Below are 21,619 nucleotides of genomic sequence, written 5' to 3'. Positions count from 1 at the left end.
GGTGCGCATATCCCGGCGGCCACCCACCCCCACGGTCCTCGCCCGGCTGCTCGCCGAACCGGGCCCAGCCCGGCGCGTGCTCGTGGTAACCCCACACGCCACGGCGCATCTGCGCACTCTCGCGACAAACGGCGAAATCGATCTCATCGCCGTGGACGAAGACCTACTCGTATTCGCCGGCGCGCGCTACGACGTGACCGAAAACGCAACCCCTACATCCCCTGCCGCATCTGCTGCCCGGGGCCGCAAACCCTGGGTGCGCTGGGCTCTGGCCCGGGTCCTGCTGCTCTCGGATAGGGCGCAAACCCAACACCGGCTCGCCGAGACACTGGAGGTCTCCCAGCAGGCAGTCTCATTCGCCCTCAAACAGCTACAGGCGGCGCGGCGCACCGAGCACGGCTGGTTCGCCGCATCCCCCGAGGAGTTGCTCGCGGACTATCTGGCCGGCTATCCCGGTCCCGGTGGCGCCGTGACCTACTGGTACGGCCTGGATCCAGTGATTGCCCAGGCCACCGCCGTTGTTGACTTCTGCGCCCGGCAGGATGTGGCAGTGTTGGTCAGCGGCGATGCCGCGGCCGATGTGTACGCCCCATGGCGGCTGCCGACCCGGGCGATGCTCTACACCGATCGGTTCGTCGACCTCGCCGCCGCGGGCTTCAGTCCCGCCACCGAGGCCGAACACACCATGGCCGTGCAGGTCCCCGCCGATCCGACCCTGTGGCGCACCGCGGAGATCAGCGAGCCAGTGCTGTTGGCCGATCCGCTGATCACTGCGGGCGATGTGCTGCGCACCGGTGGCGCTGATGCCGCCGAAGCCGCCGATCATGTGCTCGCCACGATCCGTCAGAAGGCTGCTCTGTGACTGATACGACCGAGGTGGAGATCCTCGCCGCGTCGAATGCCGCCGACCGCGGCCTGCGGGCGTTGGCCGATCTCGCCGCGGCCACGGCCGGGGCCAACTATCGGGTCGTCGGCGGGCACATGGTGCACCTGCTCGGTCGCCTCTACCCCACCGACACCGCTGCCCGGGTCACCGCCGACGCCGATGCAGGCATGGACCCTGTCGCCGCGGCCGACGCCACCTTCCACACCGCGCTACTTGCCCGTGGTTATCGGCTGGTGACCGGCAACCACTACGAGGCACCCTCCGGGGACGGCACTCCCCTGTCGGTTGATCTCCTGGTTCCCGGCACCGGTGGTCGCCGGATCGAACGCGTCGAGTACGCCGGGCGCGGCTTCGACGCCATTCCCGGTCTGACCCTCGCGCTGGCCGCCGACCCGATTCGGGTGCGGGTGCGGGCACGCCTGACGACCGGCGAGACCGTGCGTTTCGGGGTGCCGGTGCCCGGCGTCGAGCAGGCGGTGGTGCTCAAGGCGCTCGCCTGGCGCAGCCGCCTCGCCGCCAAGGATGTCGCCGACCTGTGCACCCTGTTGTCGATCACCCATGAACACCGAGACCGGTTTCCCGCTTGGAAGCTGCACACCGCCCGTACCGGTGCCCGCAAGGACGCAGCCCGGGCTCTGCACGAGCTGGTCGCCATGCTCGACCGCGGCCAGCGCATCGACGGACTGACTATCGCCCCGGCGCGTCTGTCCGGTCTCATTCGCCGCTACGTGGTCGACCCCCACACGGCCCGACCGCCAAGCGACACCGGCACCGCGCAGCAGATCGCTCGTGATCCCAGCGGACAGGAGGCGTTGCTGTCGGCTCTGCGCGCCGCCGTGTCCGGTCACCCACCACGCTCGAAGCCCGGTACACCCGGCGGTAGTACGACCCCGGCCCAGCCGGAGCCACCCGACCACAGTCCCCAGGCTGGCCCCGACCTGGAGCTGTAAGCCCGGCATTCCTTGTTCGAGAGGAGCCCCAGACCTCGCACGCTGTCCGCGACCCACGGTGCATGCATGGCTCGCGATGCGTGCACGCATCGCACGCACTGCACGCATCGGTATCGACGCGGATCAGAAAGCCTGGGTCCGAGCCACTGGTGCAGTTCACGCTATCGTGCCCACGACAACTCGCGCCGGGAATAGCCGGAGGCAGGGGCGCGTTGCACTGTCCGGATCGGGTGCGTTTCCGTGTCCCCCGGGCTCAACCCTTTGCCTTCACGGAGTTCCGTTCGGCTGGAGCCGTGTTGCGCCTTTCGCCGAGAGGCGACCGAATGCACCCGATCCCTTCCCCGTCCACTTCGTGCCAGCACGCTGCGGCGGCGTAGCCCATTGCCCACCTGCCTCGCGCAGCATCCGGCCGGCACCGCGAGCTTCTGCAACGCCTTGTCGGTACGGTCGTGGAGCCGGTGAACCAGACACCGACATCAACCGGCGGCGGCACGATATGGGGACGACATCCCCGCCCGCTCGGACACTCCCGTGCCTCCGGACTGTCACCATCAGTATCGACACTTACGTCAGGTGCCAGGTCCAGCGACTTACACCAGGTGATCACAGATTATTCACGTGATGTGCCGCCGACGGCGATGTCGCTGGATGGTCCCGGGGCCAGGAGATGCGAATCTAATATCGTGCCGCTGATTGTGCCCCGGGGTCTCCCCAATCATCGTTTCGTCCGCTACGTTCGACCACCTGTCAGTTCTCCTGGACGCGAGAGCGTTCCGCTGTATCCCCTACAACCGGCGACTCGTCAGATCAGAGTTCTCGTTGACACTGGCACCCTCGAACAATCCTCGGTGGAGGCGCTGGTAGCGCTCTTGACGAGGAGCGAGATCGAGTCCTGCCTTGTCGTTCAGAACGACGACGATTCACCATCCGATTGGATGAATGCTCTCGGCATCGACCGGTGGTACCGCTTTCACTTCACTACCGTGGACGAGGCTCCCCGAAGGGGTGACTCCTCGGTCGTGGGGGTGGAGGGGTTTGTTGGCGTTGACCAGGTGCTGGGCGCCACAGGACACTTCTTCGGTGTCTACTCGCAGCTCGACCATCACCGTGGTGAGGTAGCCGCTGGCCACGATGAGTTGTCGATCGCCGACCGCCATCGAGCGGCTGCGTTGGCCAGTGCCGCAGGCACACTGGGCGCCGATGTAATTGTCACGGGTGCTCGCACGGCTGGACGACACGACGTAGCCGACAACGACATAGCGATCAGCCTTTCCCCGGATCAGTTCACCCGGCTTTTCGGTCACTATCTCCGGATAACCGGGAACCGGGACTTGGAGGTTTCCTTCGGACAGCTGGTCGGCGGTGGAAGCTACAGGCGCACGCACAGCGCTCGATCAGTCACCGACATGTACGAGGCGGGCATCGATGCGTCGGCGCCGCATCTGACTGCGATACGAGTGATGGCCTTGGGAGCGGGGGATCAGGGATTGGTCGATTCGTCGAAGACTCCGGCGCCGCCGCACACCCCGGTGTCGGGCAGGGTCAGCTCGACCCGGGCCGCGGCGTCGTGGTCACCGGCCAGGGCGGCGGCGATGCTGCGGACCTGCTCGTATCCGGTCATCGCCAGGAACGTCGGGGCCCGGCCGTAGCTCTTCATGCCGACGACGTAGAAGCCGGGTTCGGGGTGGGAGAGCTCGGCGACTCCGTGCGGATAGACGGTGCCGCAGGAGTGCACGTTTGGGTCGATCAGCGGGGCCAGCGCGGTCGGGGCCTGCAGGACCGGGTCGAGGTCGAGGCGGATTTCCGAGAGCCACGACAGATCGGGGCGGAACCCGGTCGAGGCGATGACCTCGCCGACGGCGTCGATGCGGGCGCCGGTGTCAGAGACCAGCGTGAGCTGACCGTCGGTGGTGGGTTCGACGGCGGCGGTGCGGAAGCCGGTGACGACCTCGAGGAGTCCGGCGTCGACGGCCGTCTTGGCGCGCAGCCCGACGTCGCCGCGGCGCAGCACCCAGGTCAGCCGGGTGCCGGGGGTGGTGCGGGCGAGTTCGGCCAGCGCGACGATGGCATTGAGCGTTGAGTGGCCACTACCGGCGATGACGGTGTGCCGGCCGGCGTAGCGGGCGCGCACCGCGTCCTCGCCCAGGTCCGGGACGCGGTAGGTGATCTTCTCGGCGGCGGCGCGCTCGCCCAGGGCGGGCAGTCCTTCACCGCCGAGGGGGCTGGGGGTGTCCCAGGTGACCGAGGCGTCGATCACGGCGCGGGCGAGCAGGCGGGATTCGGTGCCGTCGCGGTGGCGTACGTGCACCGACAACGGTTCGGTGTCGCGTCCGGCGTCGACGATCCGGTCGCGGCCGCGGCGGGCGATGCCGATGACCTGGTGGTCGAGCCGGACCGCGTCGCCGAGGGCGTCGGCCAGCGGGGTCAGGTACCGGCCGGCCCAGTCCTGGCCGGTGGGGTAGGAGTCGACGCCGGGGGCGCTCCAGCCGGTGGTGTCGAGGAGACGCGGGCTGCGGGGTCGATCAGTTCGGCCCAGCGGGAGAAGGTGTGGACGCTGTGCCACTGCGTGATGGCGGCTCCGGCGCTGGTACCCCGCTCGAGTACCAGCGGCTCGAGGCCGCCTTCACGCAGGTGAGCGGCGGCGGCCAGGCCGATCGGTCCGGCTCCCACCACGACGACGGGCAACTCGCTCATAACAGATCCTTTCATCGATGGGTATCGATCTAAGCTGCCGCCAGAATATAGATGGGCATCGATGAATGCAGCCATCGATGCCCATCTATATAGTGGGGGTATGACATCACTCGGCCTGCCGACCCCGGCCATCCCCGGCGCGGAGGTGGACATCGACGCCCTGAGCCCCGAGGACGCGGCCACCTACGCCGGGTGGTTCGCCTGCCTGGCCGAGCCCACCCGGGTGCGGCTGCTGCACCACGTCGCCGCCCGCCCGGCCGGCATCACCGTCGGGGAACTCGCCGAGATCCTCGGGATCGGCCAGCCCACCATCTCCCATCACGTCCGCAAGCTCGCCGACGTCGGCTTCGTCACCACCGGCAAACACGGCACCAGCACCGTGGTGATGGTCAACCCGAGTTGCTGCAGCGACCTACCCAGTGCCGCCGACGCGGTCATGGGTGTGCTCACCGCACGGCCGTGCTGCCCCGAGGACGTCCCGGCCGACGTGAGCGTGCGCCCGCTCGCCGACCGCGATTGGGAGGCGGTGCGCCGCATCTACGGAGAGGGCATCGCCACCGGTACCGCAACGTTCACCACCGAGGTTCCCACCCGCGAGGTCCTCGAGGACCAGTGGCTGCCCGGGCATCGGTGGGTCGCCGAGATCGAGGGCCAGGTGGTCGGCTGGGCAGCGTTGAGCCCGGTGTCGGGGCGCGAGTGCTACCGGGGGGTGGCCGAGAACTCGGTGTACGTCGGCGACGGCATGCGCGGACGCGGGGTCGGCAAAGCGCTGCTGCGTACCCAGGTCATCGCCGCCGATCAGGCCGGACTGTGGACGCTGCAGACCTCCATCTTCCCGGAGAACCGTCCCAGCCTCGCCCTGCACCATTCGGCGGGGTTTCGCACCGTCGGTGTGCGCGAACGCATCGGCAAACTCGCCGGGGTGTGGCGCGATACGGTACTGCTCGAACGCCGCTCCGAGTCCGTTCCCGCCGCTGACAACCACTGACGAACGGGACCGACCGCCATGGATATCGAACTGCTGTACTTCGACGGCTGCCCGAACTGGCAGCTCGCCCGCGACCGCCTCGCCGAGGCCCTGGCCGCAACCGGCAACGCCGGCACCCCGATCCGGCTGCGCCGTATCGAGACCCCGGAGGCTGCTGAGCGCGCCGCCTTCGCGGGCTCCCCGACGATCCGCATCGACGGGATCGACCCGTTCGGTCCCACCGAGGGTGTCGGGTTGACCTGCCGCGTCTACCGCACCGCCGACGGACCCGGCGGCGCCCCGAGCACCGCGGAGCTGATCGACGTGCTCCGCCGGGTCGAAGGTCGGCAGGGCTGAGCCGGTGTCGGGCTTGACCTTCGAGTCGACTCGAAGGTTTACCGTCGAGGAGTGAGCACGATGCTGATCTCCCAGTTCGCCGAACACACCGGTGTCCCGGCCACCACCTTGCGGTTCTACGAATCCGCAGGACTGGTCCCGGCGGGGCGCACCGACAGTGGATATCGCGTCTACGGAGATCGGGATGTCGACCGCGTTGCGTTCATCCAGGCGGCCAAGCACGTGGGACTCCCCTTGGGTGAGATCCGCGAACTACTGGCGGTGTGGGAGCACGATCCCTGCGCCGAGGTCCGTGCGCAGCTACGCCCGAAGATGGCCGCTCGCCTGGACGAGGCCGCCACCCGGACCGCGGAACTCGCCGCCTTCACCGACACGCTTCGGCATGCTCTTGCCCAGCTCGACGACCTGCCTGATCGCGCCGAGCCGTGCGATGCCGGCTGCGGATTCCTTGCGCCGCAGCCCCGCACCCAGGTCGTCGACCCTCCTTTCGCTGCGCCTGGCGCGGCGATCACCGTGCCGGCCGACCCGCCGATTGCCTGCTCCCTCGACGCCGCCGACCACGGGGAACGTGTGCACCGGTGGCAGCAGGTACTCGTCGACGTTGTCCGCGAACCCGGTCCGGCGGATGTGCGACTGCGCCTGCCCATCGACCGAGTCGGTGCACTCGCCGAACTCGCCGCCGCCGAGCAGCACTGCTGCCCGTTCTACGAATTCGACCTGCATCTGCGCGGTACCGAAGTGATCCTCGACGTGGGGGCACCGGCAGCGGCTGCAGAAATGGTGCGCGCGTTGTTCGGCGACGGCACGAGCGCCCCACCTGCTCGCTGACCACCGGTCCCACATCCCTGGCTTTCACAGCCGGTCCCCACTGCTGCCTCGCTCGACCCGCCTCGAAAGGCCTCTACCAGCGCATGTCCGCGACCCAGTGGCTCGAACGCCACCAGATCCTCGTCTACCTCGGTGCCCTGGTGACCGGCGCCGTCGTGGGACTGACCCTGCCGGATTCCTCGTCGGTGTTCGAAGCGAGCATCTACCCGCTGCTCGGGGCACTGCTCTACGCCACCTTCCTGCAGGTGCCGTTCACCACACTGGCCGAGGCCGTCCGCGACCGCCGGTTCCTCACCGCGGCCCTGGTTCTCAATTTCGTCGTCGTCCCGCTCGTCGTCGCCGCCCTGACGTTGGTGGTGACATTCCCGCAGGCCGTGCTGCTGGGCATCCTGCTGACCCTGCTCACGCCCTGCATCGACTACGTCATCGTGTTCTCCGGTCTCGCCGGAGGTGACAGCAGGCGACTGCTTGCCGCCTCACCGCTGCTGATGTTCGCCCAGATGGCGGCACTGCCGCTGCTGTTGTGGCTGTTCATGGGATCAGAGCTCACCGATATCGTCGACGTCGCACCGTTCCTCGAGGCGTTTCTCATCCTGATCGTCGCACCGCTCGCCCTGGCGTGGGTCACGCAGGCCCTGGCTGCACGGCGCCGTGTCGGTGTCGTGCTCACCACCGCGTTCACCGCGGCGATGGTTCCACTGATGGCCGGAACCCTGTTCGTCGTCGTGGCTGGTCAGATCCCGAAAATTCGCGACGAACTCCACCACGTCGGCACGGTCATCCCCGTCTACGCCGCCTTCTTGATTCTCATGGCCGGACTCGGATTCATCGCGGCACGAGTGTTCCGGTTCGACGTCGGCCGCTCACGTGCGTTGATCTTCAGTGGTGCCACCCGCAATTCGCTCGTGGTACTTCCGCTCGCGCTCGCCTTACCGGCCGGCTATGCCCTGACCCCCGTCATCGTCGTCACGCAAACCCTGGTCGAGCTCGTCGGCATGGTCCTCTACGTCCGGCTCGTGCCACGCATGGTTCCCGACACACCGACAGCATCTCTGCCGTGAGGCATCGCTCGCACTGTCGATGATCAGGTCATCGACAGTGCGGGGACGCTGATGCGCGGGCGACGTTTGGAACGAGCTCGGCGATCAGCGCCTCGACCTGGGCCTTGATCTCGTCGCGGATCGGCCGCACCGCCTCGACCCCTTGCCCGGCCGGGTCCTCGAGCACCCAGTCCCGGTAGGACTTGCCCGGGAATGCCGGGCAGGTGTCGCCGCACCCCATGGTGATCACCACATCGGAGGCCTGCACTGCGTCGACGGTGAGGATCTTCGGATTCTGCGTGGAGATATCGATCCCCACCTCGGCCATCGCCTCGACCGCAGCGGGGTTGACCTGCGCGGCCGGAGCGGAGCCGGCGGAGCGGACCTCGATCCGATCCCCGGCCAGGGCGGTGAGGAACCCGGCGGCCATCTGGGAACGGCCGGCGTTGTGCACGCACACGAACAGCACCGACGGCGTGCGATCGGTGGCGGAGTGGGTGGTCATGAAGTGGAACGTCCTTTCGTAGAGGAAGGTCAGGCAGAGACAAGATCAGACAGAGACAGCGCCGAGCTCGGTCAGCAGGACACGGACCCGGGCATCGATGTCGTCGCGGATGCCGCGCACCGCCTCGAGCGACTCGTCTTCCGGGTCGAGCAGCGACCAATCGAGGTAGCGCTTGCCCGGATACACCGCGCAGGCGTCACCGCAGCCCATGGTGACCACCACGTCCGCGGCCGCCACCACATCATCAGTGAGCGGTTTGGGGTATTCGGCGCCGAGATCGAGCCCGATCTCGGCCATCGCCTCGACGACAACGGGATGGATCGACGATGCGGGCGCCGATCCGGCGGAGCGCACATGCACGCGTCCGACGCCGTGGTGGGCGAGCAACGCCGCCGCCATCTGGGAGCGGCCGCTGTTGCGCACGCACACGAACAGCACCTCCGGTACGTCCTTGGTGATCGCACCGTCGGCTTGTGCCAGCGCGGTGAGGCGTTCGCCGGCGAACCGGGTGGCCAGGGCGGTCAGGTGCGTGTGGATCTTGGCGGTGCGGCGCAGCGCAGCGTACGACTCGAACACCATCCGTTCCACGGTCTGCGGGGAGAACACCCCGGCGTACTTGTCGGCGAGGTGCTCGGCGGAACGCTGCAGCACCGCCTGAGGCATGAGCAGTTCCGGTTGTGCGGGGTGTGAAGACATCGGTCGCCTCCTGGCGTATCGACTTTTACTGCACAGCAGGGGTATTTGAACTCTTGAAACGCTTGCGCAGCGCCAACGAGACATAGATGAGGGCGACGAGGATCGGCACTTCGATCAGCGGACCGACGACACCGGCCAGAGCTTGACCCGAGGTGACACCGAAGGTGCCGATCGCCACGGCAATAGCGAGTTCGAAGTTGTTGCCCGCAGCGGTGAACGCCAAGGTGGTCGTGCGCTCGTAACCCAGACCGATCGCGGCGCCGAACAGGAACCCACCGCCCCACATGAGGACGAAATAGGCGAGCAGCGGCAACGCGATCCGCGCGACGTCCCACGGCTGCGACGTGATCTGCTCGCCCTGGAGCGCGAACAGGAGCACGATCGTGAACAGCAACCCGTACAGCGCCCACGGTCCGATCTTCGGCAGGAATGTGTCTTCGTACCAGTCACGGCCCTTGGCCTTTTCACCGAAGTGCCGGGTCAGGAAACCGGCGACGAGCGGGATGCCGAGGAAGATCAACACCGATTTGGCGATCTGCCACGGGGAGACGTCGAAAGCGGTCTGCTCGAGTCCGAGCCATCCCGGCAGCACCGAGAGATAGAACCAGCCGAGGACGGCGAACATGATCACCTGGAACACCGAGTTGATCGCGACCAGCACCGCGGCGGCTTCGCGGTCGCCGCACGCGAGGTCGTTCCAGATGATGACCATCGCAATGCAGCGTGCGAGGCCGACGATGATCAGACCCGTACGGTACTCGGGCAGATCCGGCAGCAGCAACCACGCAAGGGCGAACATCAGCGCCGGGCCGAGTACCCAGTTCAGAATCAACGACGAGATCAGCAGTTTGCGGTCGCCGGTGACGGTGTCGAGACGGTCGTAGCGCACCTTCGCGAGCACCGGATACATCATGATCAGCAGACCGAGGGCGATCGGCAGCGAGATGTTGTCGATCTCGAGGACGCTCAGAGCGTCGCCGAGCCCGGGGATCATCCGGCCGAGCAGCAGGCCGACGACCATGGAGATGCCGATCCACACGGCCAGGAAGCGGTCGAGGGTCGACATTTTTCCTGCCACAGAACGGTTTTCGGTGGTGGTGGTCACGAAACGGTCTCCTGATGAGGTTCGGCCGGGGTGCACGCACAGGTCGATCCGGGTAGCACCCCCGATTCGGTGGCCAGCACTGCGGACAACTGCTCGAGCGCGGCAGGGATCACCCGGTAGTACACCCAGGTGCCGCGGCGTTCGCAGTCGAGCAGTCCGGCTTCGCGCAGCACCTTGAGGTGGTGCGAGATGGTGGGCTGGGACAGGTCGAAGGCGGGACTGATGTCGCACACGCAACTCTCGCCGCCCTGGTGGCTGGCGATCATGCTGAGCATGCGCAGGCGCACCGGATCGCCGAGGGCCTTGAACATGCGGGCCAGGTCGCCGGCCCAATCGGAGGTCAGGGGCTCACGCGAGAGTGGAGGGCAGCACAGCTCGGCCTCGCTCGACATCTGATTCGACATACGTCTATATTGACTTCTATCAATTCAATCGTCAACCCGAGTCCGTCGGAAAGGACCACCCCTCGTGCCCACACCCTCGGTGCTGTTCGTGTGCGTGAAAAACGGCGGCAAATCCCAGATGGCTGCCGCCCTCATGCGCAAGACCGCAAGCGACCGGATCGTTGTCCATTCGGCCGGCACCACGCCCGGCTCGTCGCTCAACGCCCTGTCGATGCAGGTTCTCGAGGAAGTCGGGGCACCCACCGCGGGCGAGTACCCCAAGCCGATCGATCCGCAGCTGCTGTCCGAGGTCGACCTCGTCGTCACCCTCGGCGGCGAAGCCCACGTCGACGCGCCCGCCGGCGTAGTCGTGGAGAACTGGGACATCGACGAGCCGTCCGAGCGCGGCGTCGACGGTATCGAGCGGATGCGTCTGGTCCGCGGCGACATCGCCACCCGCGTCGACGAACTCGCCACCCGGCTACTCGACGCGACCCGCTGAGCACCTACCCCAACCAGGAGCAGAACACCATGAGCACGATCGCAGTCTTCGAACCGGCCCTGTGCTGCAACACCGGCGTGTGCGGCGAGGACCTCGACCAGAACCTGGTCACCTTCACCGCCGACATGGCCGCGCTGACCGGGCAGGGCGCCACCATCACCCGCCACAATCTGGCCAACGACCCGCTCGCGTTCGCGCACAACGAGACCGTCACAAAGTTCCTCGAACTTGCCGGATCGGACGGTCTTCCGCTGGTGCTCGTCGACGACGTCACCGTCGCCACCGGGCGTTACCCGACCCGCGCCGAGCTCGCCACGTGGGCCGGACTCGATGTTCCCGCCGCAGCGCCGTCCGGGGTGACCATGCTCGGGCTCGCCGACGACAACGACTCGTGCTGCACACCGGACGAGTCCACCTGCTGCTGACCACCCAGATCCGCACCCGCCCGCCGATCCGTCCGACGAGGAGTATCTGCTGCCATGACTGCCACCGACCCGACGTTCCTGACCGACCCACCCAGGTTCGTGTTCTTCACCGGCAAAGGCGGGGTCGGCAAGACCTCCATCGCGTGCGCGTCGGCGCTGCGCCTGGCCCGAGCCGGCAAGAGGGTGCTGCTGGTCTCGACCGACCCCGCGTCGAACGTCGGGCAGGTCTTCGGTCTGAGCATCGGCAACACGATCACCGAGATCCCCGCGGTGCCGGGGTTGTCGGCGCTCGAGATCGATCCCGAACAGGCCGCCGCCGCCTACCGTGAACGCATCGTCGGCCCGGTCCGCGGATTGCTGCCCGACGCGGAGATCGCGTCGATCACCGAACAGTTGTCCGGCTCGTGCACCACCGAAGTGGCCTCGTTCGACGAATTCACCTCGCTGCTCACCGATCCCGACGACCGGGTCGCCGGGTTCGATCACGTGCTGTTCGACACCGCCCCCACCGGCCACACCATCCGGCTGCTGCAGCTGCCCGGCAACTGGACCGAATTCCTCGATAACGGCAAGGGCGACGCGTCCTGCCTCGGGCCGCTCGCCGGCCTCGACAAGCAGAAGGCCATGTACGCCGGCGCGGTCGAGGCGCTGTCGGATCCCGGTCGCACCCGCCTGGTGCTCGTCGCCCGCGCCAACCGCTCTGCGCTGACCGAAATCGCCCGCACCCACGACGAACTCGCCGCGATCGGCATGACGAGACAGCATGTGGTCGTCAACGGCGTGCTGCCCGCCCCCGTCGACGACACCGATCAGCTGGCCACCGCCGTGCATCACCGCGAACAGGCGGCGCTCGCCGCGGTTCCCGCCGCGATCGCGGCGCTGCCCACGGATCTGGTCGCCCTCAAGCCGGTGAACATGGTCGGTCTCGACGCTCTGGCCACCCTGTTCGACATCACCACGGCCTCGAGTGCCGTCGGCGTCGATCCGGACGTCGCGGCGGTCACCGATGCTTCCCTGGCGGATCTGGTCGATGAGATCGAGTCCGACGGGCACGGTTTGGTGATGTGCATGGGCAAGGGCGGGGTCGGTAAGACCACCGTCGCCGCCGCGATCGCGGTGGCACTGGCCCGCCGTGGCCATGACGTGCACCTGACCACCACCGACCCTGCCGCGCACCTGACCGACACTCTCGCCGGGGAACTCGACCATCTTGAGGTCTCCCGCATCGACCCCCATGAGGCCAGTCAGGCCTACCGCAACCGGGTGCTGGCCGCCAAGGGCGCCGGGCTCGACGACGCCGGCCGCGCCACCCTCGCCGAAGATCTGCGGTCCCCCTGCACCGAAGAAGTCGCGGTGTTCCAGGCGTTTTCGAAGGTCATCCACGAATCACGCCGCAAGTTTGTCGTCGTCGACACCGCCCCCACGGGTCACACCTTGCTGTTGCTCGATGCGACCGGCTCGTATCACCGTGAGATCGCCCGGCAGATGGGCGACGGCGGACGCTTCACCACTCCTTTGATGCGGCTGCAGGACCCGGCACAGACCAAGATTGTGCTGGTCACGCTCGCCGAGACCACTCCGGTGCTCGAGGCCGCCGGTCTGCAGGGCGATTTGCGACGCGCCGGTATCGAGCCGTGGGCGTGGGTGGTCAACAACTCTCTTGCCGCAGCGGAGCCCACCGCACCGCTGCTCCGCCGGCGGGCCGTAGCCGAACTCGAGCAGATCGACAAGGTCCGGGGTGAGCTTGCCGACCGGTACGCGGTGATTCCGCTATCCACCACCGAACCCGTCGGAATCACCGCGGTGGGATCCTTGGCCGAACTGCGTCCGGAACCGTCGCCGGTGCAGTAGCTACCTGTAGAGGATTCAGCGGAACTTCTCCCGCGGAAGTCCGTCCACAGGTCTACCCAGAATCGGGAGCTACTCGCCGCTCGAGTATTGAAACTCGATGCTGCGACGATGTATCGGACATTATCGCCCACCCTGCCGCCTGAATACCCGTGGAGAAGAACTGTGCCGACTGTCCTTGCGTCCGACACCACCGATCTTGTGTCCGCGGTGGGTGCGGCTGTCGGTGGTGGTGCGACGGTCGTGGCCGCAGCGGCGGCGGTCGCCGCAGCTTTCGTGGCTGTTCGCACGTTGCGGGCGACGAAGCGTGACAGTCGGGACCGATCACGGCCGATGGTCGGTGCTGAATTGGTGATCGATCCTCAACTATCTGCTCGGACGGCGTCTCTGGTCGTACGCAACTTCGGACCCTCGATGGCGTACAACGTCAAGGTTGAATTCGACCCACCACTGGCTGAGCAACCTACCCACAGCGGCCAGCCGAGCATCATCGCATTCCTCCTCAAGCGCTACGCCGACCCCATCCCCACCTTCATGCCCGGTAACGAACTGTTCAACATCTATTTCATCGGCAAAGAGGACCCGGACGACCCCGACCGGTCCATCCGCAACGATGAACAGATCCCCGATCGAGTCACCGTGACCATCACCTACGGATCTGCCCCCAACGAGCGTGATACCTACAGCGACACGTTCGTGCTCGACATGAGCGTTCATAGGTGGGGAACATTCTCGACGCACTCGGACTCACTGCACTCCCTGCAGAAACGCTCAATACAGGCATTGGAGAAGATCGCCCCCGCGATGGCGCACCTCGCCACGGACATCGGACGGATCGAGGAGTACCTCAAGCCCGAAAAGATCCGAGCACAGCAGGCCGTCGAAAAGATCGAGGAATGTCGCCAGATGCGCGAATTGAGCCGCCAGATGCTCGGAGACCGTTCTCCGTACGCGGACGAGGATGGAGAAGAGCGGCATGCCACCAACCCGCTGAACTCGAACGCCTTACGGTCACCCGGTGACGACAGCGTCCCGGACGGAATCCGCTCGCTCCAGGACCTGCGGGCACTCGCTCGCACGATCCGCATCTCGAGCCGGCCGGACCCGACGGAAATCGCCGCTGCGACGACCGCAGACACGTCCGCTGCGACTCCATACACCGATCTGGGAGGCATCAACGACACCGACCCGGACCCGGCCGGGCGGCAGAAGCCATGAACCGCACCCGCGGCGAGGACGGGGCCACCGTGTTGGTGATCGCCGGACGCAGCATCGACATCGACACCGCGACCGCCAAGGCCCACGGCTATCCGGCGGTGACCGTGGCCCGCTACGACCTGCCCGGACCCGGAGCACTCAAGGAGATCACCGCCGACGAGATCGCCCGCACCCACAAGGTGCGCTCCCGCATCAGCCACGCCCAACTCGACTGGTTCATCCGTACCGCCGTCGACGCCCCGTGGGCGGCGGCGCCGATCGAAGCACAACTGGTCGAGGCCGACCCGAACATCAGCGGCGAGCTCTACGACCGGGCCGAAGCCCTCTACGACCATTTCCGCACGGCCGCGCCCCGGCGCGTGGGGGTAGCCAAGATCAGCAAGGTGCTCCACCTCAAACGCCCCGGATTGTTCCCCATCCTCGACTCGAAGGTCAGGTGGGTGAGGTCGAGGTGGAGGCGCCGCAGCAGCTGGGCGTTGAGCGCGTCGAGAGGGGATGCGATGGCAGAAGAGTCCACTCTGGGGTCTACCGTGAACAAGTGCGCCGTGTGATGTTTCTTCTCCGTCCGAGCTGGTTCATTCTGGCCGTGGTGGTAGTCGGTTTCGCGTATGGGTGCTTCACCCTGCTCGCCCCGTGGCAGCTGAGCAAGAACACGAGCACCGAGGATCGGAATGCGCGGATCTCGGCATCGATGGCGCAGGACCCGGTCCCTGTCGCCGAGCTGCTCGGCGGTGACAGTGCGACGATCGACGACGAGTGGAGGCGGGTCGTCGCGCAGGGCTCGTATCTGCCCGACTCTGATGTGCTCGTCCGGTTGCGCAGCGTCGAATCCCAACCCGCGTACGAAGTGCTCACGCCGTTTGCGCTGGGTAATGGTCGGACGATTCTCGTCAATCGAGGTTATGTGCGTCCGGTACGCGGTAGCGAGGTCCCCGCAATCCCCGCCGCACCGGGCGGAAATGTCTCGCTCGATGCTCGGATCCGCAAGTCCCAAGGCACAATGGACGGCAAGGAGCCCTTCACTGACGCGGGCTATCAGCAAGTGTATTTTATCGACGCGCCGCAGGTCGCGGCTGTGACGGGTCTCGAACTCGAAGACGTCTACCTACAACTCGATGCTCACCAGCCGGGCGGGCTCGGAGTCATCCCACTTCCCCAACTTGATGCGGGTCCGTATCTGTCGTACGGGCTGCAGTGGCTCGCGTTCGGGATCATGGCCCCAATGGGACTGGGGTATTTCGTGTGGGCGGAGTTGAGGGAACGCCGCAAGGTGAAGGCCACCCGAACCGACGACGAGACGCCGCTCTCCGCGAGCGAGAGTCTCGCCGCCCGGTACGGCCGGCCGCGGTAACCGAGCCCAACGTTGTGCTCCGATTCGACAGTCCACGAGCTACGCGGGCAGCGACGGCCATCTTTGGACCGCGCACATTTCAGCATCAACGCCCAGCGGTTCCTCATGCTTCGAGCAAAAAAGTTCCAGCACACAAAGTGCCGTGCCGGTTTCGGGATCTGCTCTGTAGAATGAGACGGAAGGTTTTCTTCCCTTCTGAGGGAAGGGAGAGTCAGGTCGCAGGACTCGTTCACCTCGGTTCGACGGTATGAGGGCAAGTCGAGTCCTGCGATTCTGGCCGCCACATGATTGCCCGGACCTCAACATAATCCGTGTCTGCGCAGCACAACGTGCGGGTGGTCCCTGACTGGCCCCTTTCGAACTCGGACAGCAAGTAGTAGATGAGGAAGACGGTGCACTACCGGACTTGTTGTTCCGTCTGACTCAATCGCAGCGAGAGGCGCGGTGTCAGGTGGGTCGAGTGAGCATCGAAACCAGATCCTCCGGGACCTGCATCGGGGTCATCAGCCCCGCCGAAGTACGCCCGGTGTTGCCTTGAGGGTAGCGGCCCAGCGCCGAGCCGGGAGCGGCGAGCAGAATCCGCACGACCTGGCCCACAGCCTCGCGGCGATCACGCTGGCGCAGCGCCAAGGTGAACATGGCGAGGTGGTTGCGGGTGTGCGGCCACGGGTAGGGCTGGGACAAGATGTGGGCGCGTTCGAGGTGGCGCCAGCGCCTGACATCGTCGCTGCTATGTCGAGCGGCGGTCATCTCCGCGGTGTAGAGGGTGCGCAGCTGTTCGGGCATTCGACTCATGAGATGTGGTCCCTGTTGGAGGTTGCGAGAAGCAGGGCGCCGACGACGAGGACAACACCGCAGGTGATGTAGGTGTCGGCGAGGTTGAAGGTGGGCCACCACCCGGTGTGGAAATAATCGGTGACTTTGCCATCAAGGAAGCGGTCGACGACGTTGGCGGTGGCGCCGGCGACGATCGCGGCCAGGCCGATGGTCTGGATCAGTGGACTGTCGAGTGCAGTGCGCCAGGCGAACACGCCGATCGTCACGGTGAGGGCAGCGGTGACGGCAAGAACGACGGTAGGGGGGAGCTGGTCACCGAGACTGAACGCGACCCCGGTGTTGTAGGCCAACCGTAGTTGCAACAACCCGAAATCGATTGCCCGCCCACCGGACAGCGCGTCGCGCGCCACCGGATCGAGGGCCAACGCGACCGCAGCCAGGGCACCCACCAGCACGACGAGAATACCTCGGCCGCAACGCCGCCTGCCCACGGGCACTACGGACGACACGGAGTTGTCCTTATCTGTCATGACCGAGCTCCGGCGACCGGCACGGATGACTTTGTCGATTCTGTTGTCGCGGTCAGGCTCCGGGCGTGTCCGGCGCGCACCCCGTTGGCGATCACAATGATCTCGGCGATCTCGTGGACCAGGACGACGGCGGCCAGCCCGAGTATCCCGAACAGGGCCAGGGGCATCAGGACGGTGATGATCGCGAGCGAGAGGCCGACGTTCTGCAACATGATCGTCCGGGAGCGTCGGGCGTGCTGCAGGGCTTGGGGTAGGTGCCGCAAGTCCTCACCCATCAGGGCGACATCGGCGGTTTCGATGGCGACGTCGGTGCCCATCGCGCCCATCGCGATCCCGAGGTCGGCGGTGGCCAGGGCCGGGGCGTCGTTGACGCCGTCGCCGACCATCGCCGTCGGCCGCGTACCGCGGAGAGTGTCGATGATGCGGGCCTTGTCCTCCGGACGCAGATCGGCGTGGACCTCGTCGATGCCGACGGCGGCGGCCAACGCTCGTGCGGTGCGCTCGTTGTCGCCGGTGAGCATCGCCACGGTGTAACCGTCGCGGCGCAACTCAGCGACGACGTCGCGGGCTTCGGGGCGCAGTTCGTCGCGCACCGCGACCGCGCCGATCAGGGCGCCGTCGCATTCGATGAGCACCGCGGTGGCTCCGGCGTGCTGCATCCGCTCGATATCCGCGGCCAGGGGGCCAGGATCGATCCAGCCGGGCCGGCCGAGCCGGGCGGGGATGCCGCCGACGTGTCCGGTCAGTCCGGCCCCGGGGACCGCATCGACGTCCTCGGCCGGGGTGTAGTCGTCGACGGCGGCGAGGATCGCTGCGGCGAGGGGGTGTTCGCTGCGGGCCTCGAGGGCGGCGGCGACGTTCAGGACGTCGCCGCGGGTGGCGCCGCCGGTGGTGGCGACGTCGATGACCTCGGGGCGGTTGCGGGTCAGGGTGCCGGTCTTGTCCAGCGCGACGGTGCGGATCCGGCCCAACGCTTCGAGGGCGGCACCGCCCTTGACCAGGACACCGAGCTTGGACGCGGCGCCGATCGCGGCGACCACCGTGACCGGGATCGCGATGGCCAGCGCACACGGGGACGCGGCGACCAGCACCACCAGGGCGCGTTCGATCCACACCAGCGGATCGCCGAACACGCTGCCGATCGCGGCGATCAGCGCCGCGGCAACCATCACCCCCGGAACCAGAGGCTTGGCGATCTTGTCGGCCAGACGCTGGGCCTCGCCCTTGCGGGACTGCTCGGCCTCGACGATCCGCACGATCTTGGCCAGCGAGTTGTCCTGCGCACCGGCGGTGACCTCGACCTCGAGAACGCCGGTGCCGTTGATCGAGCCGGCGAACACCTCGGAGCCCGGTGCGGCCTCGACCGGGACGGATTCGCCGGTGATCGCGGAGGTGTCCAGGGCGGTGCGGCCGGTGCGGATGGTGCCGTCGGTGGCGAGCCGCTCCCCGGGTTTGACGATCATGATCTCCCCGAGCACCAACTCTGCGGGGGCGACGGTCTGTTCACGACCGCCACGCAGGACGGTGGCGGTGTCCGGCACCAGATTCAGCAGGGCGCGTAGGCCGCGGCGGGTGCGGGTGACCGCGTACTCTTCGAGGCCCTCGCTGATGGCGAACAGAAAGGCGAGCATCGCGGCCTCGCCGACCTCGCCGAGCAGCACGGCGCCGACGGCGGCGATCGTCATCAGAGTGCCGACCCCGATCTTGCCGCGGGCCAGGCGTGTGAGGGTGGAGGGGACGAAGGTGTAGCCGGCGACGATCAGCGCCAGGGCTTCGAGGGTCAGCTTCACCGGGTGGGGGCCGTCGGTCCACCCCACGACCAGGGCGGCAACCAGCAGCAGCCCGGCGACGGCGGCCGCCCGAATCTCGGTGACCTGCCACCACTTGTCGGGCTCGTGGTCTTCCTCACCCTCGACGCGGGGTTCGTCGTGGCCGCAACCGCACGCGTCACTCACGACTTCTCCCCGGTGTCGGTGCTGTAGTTCGGGCACAGCGCGACGGCGTTGCCCGTCGCGGCCAAGAGGGTTTCGGCCGCGGCGAGCAGATCGAGCAGTTCCGGTCGGGTCAGCGAGTAGAACACCTGCCGGCCCTCGGGTCGGCCCTGCACCAGACCGCAGTCCCGCAGGCACGCCACATGCGCGGAAATCGTCGACTGCGCCAAGTCGAGCGCGCCCACCAGATCCGCCACGCGGGCTTCACCGCCGGCGAGCCGGCGCACGATGGCTAGGCGGGTGCCGTCGGAGAGGCTGTGGAACAACGCCACTGCCGAATCCACGGATTCGCGGGCGTGGCAACCCACATCATTGATCGTCATATGACGATAATAACCGGCACTCAACGATATGAATAGGTCGGGTCACCGGCGGGCATCCTCACAGCCCGAATGCATCACCCTCGGCGAGAATGAACACGCCGAGACCGATCAACACGATCGGAAACAGCACGTGTTCCCAGCGCTCAAGAACCTCGGCGATCGGCTTGCGGGTGGCGAGGTAGCGCGCCGCGATGACCAGAACTGCAACCAAGGCCAAAAAGACGATCGAGTAGGCCACCACCGCGGGGGCTCCGACAGTGACGAACACCGGGACGTAGACCCCGATGTTGTCGCCTCCATTGGCGAACGTAACCGCGGCGACCGTCCCTACCGCGACCTTCTTACCGGCGGTTTTCTGTTCGTCGTCCTCCCCTCGCCCCCGCCATGCCCGCCATGCGGCGTACGCACCCAGAAGCAGAGGGATCAGACCGAAGTAGGCGATCACCTCCTCCGGCAAGAAGGTCGTCGCCCCCACTGCGACCAGAACGGAGGCGGCGAGGATGGCGCCGAATCCCAGATACTGTCCCACCAAAATCGCTGTGGTGGTGCCCCCAACCCCGGCTCCTCGAGCGAAGAACAGCGACAGCACGATGATGTCGTCGATATTGGTCACGAGAAACAGGCCGACCGCCTGCAGGACGGACGCGAGCAGATTCATGAGCACCTTTCGACCCGGCGCCCGAACCCGTCCGCTTACGAGCGATCCGGGAAGACAGCAACGCTTCGGCGCACACCTATAATCGATTGAAGGGGATTATATCGGGTTTCGACGATGACAGAGTCGCCGCCCTGGTGGGATCGCCCTCGGCCACGCCGGCCCCCGGCCCCCGGGACCTCGGGTGCCGCCCAACGCCTCAATCCATCAAGGTGCACATCAACGGCCCCGCAAGGACAGTGACGATGACGGCCCCGAGCAGGACGGTGACGCCGAGACGAACGAGCGGCGGAGGCGGGCTGACCAGCCGCGCGGCGCGGGCGGTGAGCCCACCGCCGCCGCCGAGGGTACCTTCCGGGGCCGGATGCCCACCCAAGGCGAGCAAACCGCCGAGGAGGGCCCGCCTTCCCTGTCCGCGGACCGACACGTCGTCAGCGCACATCTCGAACAGACGCCCGATCTCGGTGGCGCCGACCCGGAACAGGGAAACCCCGGGCAGTGCCGCTGCCACACTGTGGACGACATCGAGCACCAGCGAGTGGCGGCGGCCGAGGTGGGCTCGCTCGTGCGCGAGGACGGCGGCGAGCTGCCGGGGATCGAGCACCGCCAACGCGCCACGGGTGATCACCACCGATCTTTCGCGTCCGGCTATGCAGTACGCCACTCGTTCCTCGGAGTCGATCACCACTGCGTCGAGATCGGGGATGCGACGTCCGACCATCCGGGCCAGGTGGGCGTGCTCATGGGTGCGGGCTCGGCGGCGCTGCACACCCCGGCAGATCCGCCACGCCCCGACGACCCCCACGGCCGCCCCCCGGACAATACGATTCCCGACAGCAGACGCATGTCTGCGCCGGAGTGCTCGCCGACGCTTGTCGAGAGCGCGCCGACACAGTCGACGATCCATCGAGCGGCGTCACCACCTCTGCCGAGCACGTCGACGAGGGCAATCGCCACGGCAGCGGTTGCGGCGACGGACACACCTGTGATTGCGCTCAGCCAGGCGGCCACGCCCAGGCGCGGGGCGATCCCGGCGGCGGTCAGCCGTGCCAGGACCACGGGACCGAACACCGCGACGGCGGCGGCGTAGAGCAGCAGGCAGAGGACGGGGATCACGCGGTGTCCTCGCCGCCGGACAGTCGACGCAGTGCTTGGCGCAGGCTCGCCGACTCCTCCGCGCTCATCTGCTCGACGAAGTGGGTCAAGACCAGATCGGTCTGCCCGCCCGCGTCGAACACCTCGCGCATCAGCCGAGCCGTGTGTTGTTCCCGGCTCAGTGTCGGCCAGTAGGTGAATGCCTTGCCGGTGCGGACCCGTGCCAGCCACCCTTTGCGGTACAGGTTGTCCATCGTCGACATCACCGTGGTGTAGGCGATGTCGCGGTGCGCGGCGAGAGCGTCGAAGATCTGCCGGACCGTGGTGGTGCCCTCGCGCTCCCAGATCCGGTCCATCACCACGGCCTCGAGTTCACCGAACCCCTTCACCCGCACCGTTGCCTCCGCTTTCGTGTCTGCCGTTCTCCCAGGGTAAGGCGGGCCGGATGCGTCCGCGGCCGGTCACCGCCGTTGACCCTCCCGATCACCCGGAT

The 21,619-nt window shown here is 67.2% G+C and carries 25 protein-coding genes and 1 pseudogene; 12 read left to right on the top strand and 14 right to left on the bottom strand.

From position 1 onward, the window contains the following. Both PV766_RS20360 and PV766_RS20355 read left to right on the top strand, forming a co-directional pair. A partial coding sequence (locus PV766_RS20360) for a hypothetical protein (protein ID WP_421097737.1) occupies nt 1-862 on the top strand: 862 nt, incomplete at its 5' end. After that, the gene (locus PV766_RS20355; protein ID WP_052040179.1) at nt 859-1,836 is read left to right on the top strand and encodes a hypothetical protein; all 978 of its coding nucleotides are present in this window, start codon (nt 859-861) and stop codon (nt 1,834-1,836) included. The genes PV766_RS20360 and PV766_RS20355, both read left to right, overlap by 4 nt. A gap of 920 nt (nt 1,837-2,756) precedes the next feature. Here the strand turns inward: PV766_RS20355 and PV766_RS20350 are convergent. Then, nucleotides 2,757-3,140: a hypothetical protein gene (locus PV766_RS20350; RefSeq protein WP_065996612.1), complete on the bottom strand. Its 384-nt coding sequence runs from the start codon at nt 3,138-3,140 to the stop codon at nt 2,757-2,759. Nucleotides 3,141-3,316: 176 nt separating this feature from the next. Further along, nucleotides 3,317-4,530 (bottom strand): annotated as a pseudogene (locus tag PV766_RS20345) (NAD(P)-binding domain-containing protein). Between the two features lie 100 nt (nt 4,531-4,630). Between PV766_RS20345 and PV766_RS20340 the strand changes: the two are divergent. From PV766_RS20340 to PV766_RS20325, 4 genes are all read left to right on the top strand, one after another. Beyond that, nucleotides 4,631-5,518, top strand: coding sequence for a helix-turn-helix domain-containing GNAT family N-acetyltransferase (locus tag PV766_RS20340; protein WP_064061719.1), 888 nt, complete (start codon nt 4,631-4,633; stop codon nt 5,516-5,518). 18 nt (nt 5,519-5,536) lie between these two features. Beyond that, on the top strand, nt 5,537-5,854 hold the full coding sequence (locus tag PV766_RS20335) for a DF family (seleno)protein (protein ID WP_006554203.1): 318 nt from the start codon (nt 5,537-5,539) through the stop codon (nt 5,852-5,854). A gap of 60 nt (nt 5,855-5,914) precedes the next feature. Next, nucleotides 5,915-6,682, top strand: a complete 768-nt coding sequence (locus PV766_RS20330) for a MerR family transcriptional regulator (RefSeq protein ID WP_039586197.1) — start codon at nt 5,915-5,917, stop codon at nt 6,680-6,682. An 83-nt stretch (nt 6,683-6,765) separates the two neighbouring features. Next, the gene (locus PV766_RS20325) at nt 6,766-7,743 is read left to right on the top strand and encodes an arsenic resistance protein (protein WP_064061720.1); all 978 of its coding nucleotides are present in this window, start codon (nt 6,766-6,768) and stop codon (nt 7,741-7,743) included. Nucleotides 7,744-7,771: 28 nt separating this feature from the next. Here the strand turns inward: PV766_RS20325 and PV766_RS20320 are convergent, their stop codons facing one another. Genes PV766_RS20320 through PV766_RS20305 form a run of 4 tightly spaced genes read right to left on the bottom strand, consistent with a single transcriptional unit; the run spans nt 7,772 to nt 10,432 of the window. Further along, nucleotides 7,772-8,227 carry an arsenate reductase ArsC gene (locus PV766_RS20320; RefSeq protein WP_033098575.1) on the bottom strand — a complete coding sequence of 152 codons (456 nt, stop codon included), beginning with the start codon at nt 8,225-8,227 and terminating at the stop codon, nt 7,772-7,774. Nucleotides 8,228-8,272: 45 nt separating this feature from the next. Beyond that, the gene (locus tag PV766_RS20315) at nt 8,273-8,923 is read right to left on the bottom strand and encodes an arsenate reductase ArsC (RefSeq protein ID WP_006554200.1); all 651 of its coding nucleotides are present in this window, start codon (nt 8,921-8,923) and stop codon (nt 8,273-8,275) included. 25 nt (nt 8,924-8,948) lie between these two features. Then, nucleotides 8,949-9,989 (bottom strand): ACR3 family arsenite efflux transporter, encoded by a 1,041-nt coding sequence (arsB, locus tag PV766_RS20310; RefSeq protein ID WP_006554199.1) that lies wholly within the window; start codon nt 9,987-9,989, stop codon nt 8,949-8,951. A 35-nt stretch (nt 9,990-10,024) separates the two neighbouring features. Beyond that, nucleotides 10,025-10,432, bottom strand: coding sequence for an ArsR/SmtB family transcription factor (locus PV766_RS20305; RefSeq protein ID WP_006554198.1), 408 nt, complete (start codon nt 10,430-10,432; stop codon nt 10,025-10,027). 64 nt (nt 10,433-10,496) lie between these two features. On the opposite strand from PV766_RS20305, the gene PV766_RS20300 reads away from it, so the two are divergent. From PV766_RS20300 to PV766_RS20275, 6 genes are all read left to right on the top strand, one after another. Continuing rightward, entirely contained in the window at nt 10,497-10,913 is a 417-nt protein-coding gene (locus tag PV766_RS20300) for a low molecular weight phosphatase family protein (protein WP_006554197.1), read from the top strand. Between the two features lie 29 nt (nt 10,914-10,942). Continuing rightward, nucleotides 10,943-11,338: an arsenite efflux transporter metallochaperone ArsD gene (arsD, locus tag PV766_RS20295; RefSeq protein WP_006554196.1), complete on the top strand. Its 396-nt coding sequence runs from the start codon at nt 10,943-10,945 to the stop codon at nt 11,336-11,338. 54 nt (nt 11,339-11,392) lie between these two features. After that, nucleotides 11,393-13,189, top strand: a complete 1,797-nt coding sequence (arsA, locus tag PV766_RS20290) for an arsenical pump-driving ATPase (RefSeq protein WP_006554195.1) — start codon at nt 11,393-11,395, stop codon at nt 13,187-13,189. A gap of 207 nt (nt 13,190-13,396) precedes the next feature. Then, nucleotides 13,397-14,404 carry a hypothetical protein gene (locus tag PV766_RS20285; protein WP_421097736.1) on the top strand — a complete coding sequence of 336 codons (1,008 nt, stop codon included), beginning with the start codon at nt 13,397-13,399 and terminating at the stop codon, nt 14,402-14,404. Continuing rightward, entirely contained in the window at nt 14,401-14,955 is a 555-nt protein-coding gene (locus PV766_RS20280; RefSeq protein ID WP_006554193.1) for a DUF6308 family protein, read from the top strand. Before PV766_RS20285 ends, PV766_RS20280 begins: the two co-directional genes overlap by 4 nt. Then, the gene (locus PV766_RS20275; protein WP_039958570.1) at nt 14,943-15,755 is read left to right on the top strand and encodes an SURF1 family protein; all 813 of its coding nucleotides are present in this window, start codon (nt 14,943-14,945) and stop codon (nt 15,753-15,755) included. The genes PV766_RS20280 and PV766_RS20275 overlap by 13 nt, the downstream gene beginning before the upstream one ends. Nucleotides 15,756-16,202: 447 nt before the next feature. On the opposite strand, the gene PV766_RS20270 is transcribed toward PV766_RS20275, so the two are convergent. The 8 genes from PV766_RS20270 to PV766_RS20235 all read right to left on the bottom strand — a co-directional run bounded on the left by PV766_RS20270 (nt 16,203) and on the right by PV766_RS20235 (nt 21,521). Beyond that, nucleotides 16,203-16,550 carry a DUF3703 domain-containing protein gene (locus tag PV766_RS20270; RefSeq protein ID WP_033098568.1) on the bottom strand — a complete coding sequence of 116 codons (348 nt, stop codon included), beginning with the start codon at nt 16,548-16,550 and terminating at the stop codon, nt 16,203-16,205. Further along, nucleotides 16,547-17,062, bottom strand: a complete 516-nt coding sequence (gene lspA, locus PV766_RS20265) for a signal peptidase II (RefSeq protein ID WP_051121673.1) — start codon at nt 17,060-17,062, stop codon at nt 16,547-16,549. The genes PV766_RS20270 and lspA overlap by 4 nt, the downstream gene beginning before the upstream one ends. Next, entirely contained in the window at nt 17,059-19,017 is a 1,959-nt protein-coding gene (locus PV766_RS20260) for a heavy metal translocating P-type ATPase (RefSeq protein ID WP_033098567.1), read from the bottom strand. Before PV766_RS20260 ends, lspA begins: the two co-directional genes overlap by 4 nt. Then, nucleotides 19,014-19,376 (bottom strand): ArsR/SmtB family transcription factor, encoded by a 363-nt coding sequence (locus PV766_RS20255; RefSeq protein ID WP_081263498.1) that lies wholly within the window; start codon nt 19,374-19,376, stop codon nt 19,014-19,016. Before PV766_RS20255 ends, PV766_RS20260 begins: the two co-directional genes overlap by 4 nt. A gap of 58 nt (nt 19,377-19,434) precedes the next feature. After that, the gene (locus PV766_RS20250; protein WP_006554188.1) at nt 19,435-20,034 is read right to left on the bottom strand and encodes a cadmium resistance transporter; all 600 of its coding nucleotides are present in this window, start codon (nt 20,032-20,034) and stop codon (nt 19,435-19,437) included. Nucleotides 20,035-20,230: 196 nt separating this feature from the next. Next, a complete protein-coding gene (locus PV766_RS20245; RefSeq protein ID WP_051121672.1) occupies nt 20,231-20,752 on the bottom strand; it encodes a M56 family metallopeptidase in 522 nt (173 codons plus the stop codon). After that, entirely contained in the window at nt 20,713-21,147 is a 435-nt protein-coding gene (locus tag PV766_RS20240) for a hypothetical protein (RefSeq protein ID WP_006554186.1), read from the bottom strand. The genes PV766_RS20245 and PV766_RS20240 overlap by 40 nt, the downstream gene beginning before the upstream one ends. Next, on the bottom strand, nt 21,144-21,521 hold the full coding sequence (locus tag PV766_RS20235; RefSeq protein WP_033098566.1) for a BlaI/MecI/CopY family transcriptional regulator: 378 nt from the start codon (nt 21,519-21,521) through the stop codon (nt 21,144-21,146). Before PV766_RS20235 ends, PV766_RS20240 begins: the two co-directional genes overlap by 4 nt. Between the last annotated feature and the right edge of the window lie 98 nt (nt 21,522-21,619).

The organism is Rhodococcus sp. As11 (assembly GCF_048957735.1).
GTDB classification, from domain to species: domain Bacteria; phylum Actinomycetota; class Actinomycetes; order Mycobacteriales; family Mycobacteriaceae; genus Rhodococcus; species Rhodococcus gordoniae.
Note: the sequence above shows the minus strand (reverse complement) of the source record. Positions and strands in the feature narration are given on the sequence as shown.

Bases quoted from the DNA above. Each gene is read 5' to 3' on its own strand.
- PV766_RS20245 (WP_051121672.1), bottom strand. From the start codon at position 20,752: ATGGTCGGACGTCGCATCCCCGATCTCGACGCAGTGGTGATCGACTCC.
- PV766_RS20330 (WP_039586197.1), top strand. From the start codon at position 5,915: ATGCTGATCTCCCAGTTCGCCGAACACACCGGTGTCCCGGCCACCACC.
- arsB (WP_006554199.1), bottom strand. From the start codon at position 9,989: ATGTCGACCCTCGACCGCTTCCTGGCCGTGTGGATCGGCATCTCCATG.
- lspA (WP_051121673.1), bottom strand. From the start codon at position 17,062: ATGACAGATAAGGACAACTCCGTGTCGTCCGTAGTGCCCGTGGGCAGG.
- PV766_RS20320 (WP_033098575.1), bottom strand. From the start codon at position 8,227: ATGACCACCCACTCCGCCACCGATCGCACGCCGTCGGTGCTGTTCGTG.
- PV766_RS20280 (WP_006554193.1), top strand. From the start codon at position 14,401: ATGAACCGCACCCGCGGCGAGGACGGGGCCACCGTGTTGGTGATCGCC.
- PV766_RS20325 (WP_064061720.1), top strand. From the start codon at position 6,766: ATGTCCGCGACCCAGTGGCTCGAACGCCACCAGATCCTCGTCTACCTC.
- arsA (WP_006554195.1), top strand. From the start codon at position 11,393: ATGACTGCCACCGACCCGACGTTCCTGACCGACCCACCCAGGTTCGTG.
- PV766_RS20340 (WP_064061719.1), top strand. From the start codon at position 4,631: ATGACATCACTCGGCCTGCCGACCCCGGCCATCCCCGGCGCGGAGGTG.
- arsD (WP_006554196.1), top strand. From the start codon at position 10,943: ATGAGCACGATCGCAGTCTTCGAACCGGCCCTGTGCTGCAACACCGGC.
- PV766_RS20305 (WP_006554198.1), bottom strand. From the start codon at position 10,432: ATGTCGAATCAGATGTCGAGCGAGGCCGAGCTGTGCTGCCCTCCACTC.
- PV766_RS20335 (WP_006554203.1), top strand. From the start codon at position 5,537: ATGGATATCGAACTGCTGTACTTCGACGGCTGCCCGAACTGGCAGCTC.
- PV766_RS20250 (WP_006554188.1), bottom strand. From the start codon at position 20,034: ATGAATCTGCTCGCGTCCGTCCTGCAGGCGGTCGGCCTGTTTCTCGTG.
- PV766_RS20315 (WP_006554200.1), bottom strand. From the start codon at position 8,923: ATGTCTTCACACCCCGCACAACCGGAACTGCTCATGCCTCAGGCGGTG.
- PV766_RS20270 (WP_033098568.1), bottom strand. From the start codon at position 16,550: ATGAGTCGAATGCCCGAACAGCTGCGCACCCTCTACACCGCGGAGATG.
- PV766_RS20255 (WP_081263498.1), bottom strand. From the start codon at position 19,376: ATGACGATCAATGATGTGGGTTGCCACGCCCGCGAATCCGTGGATTCG.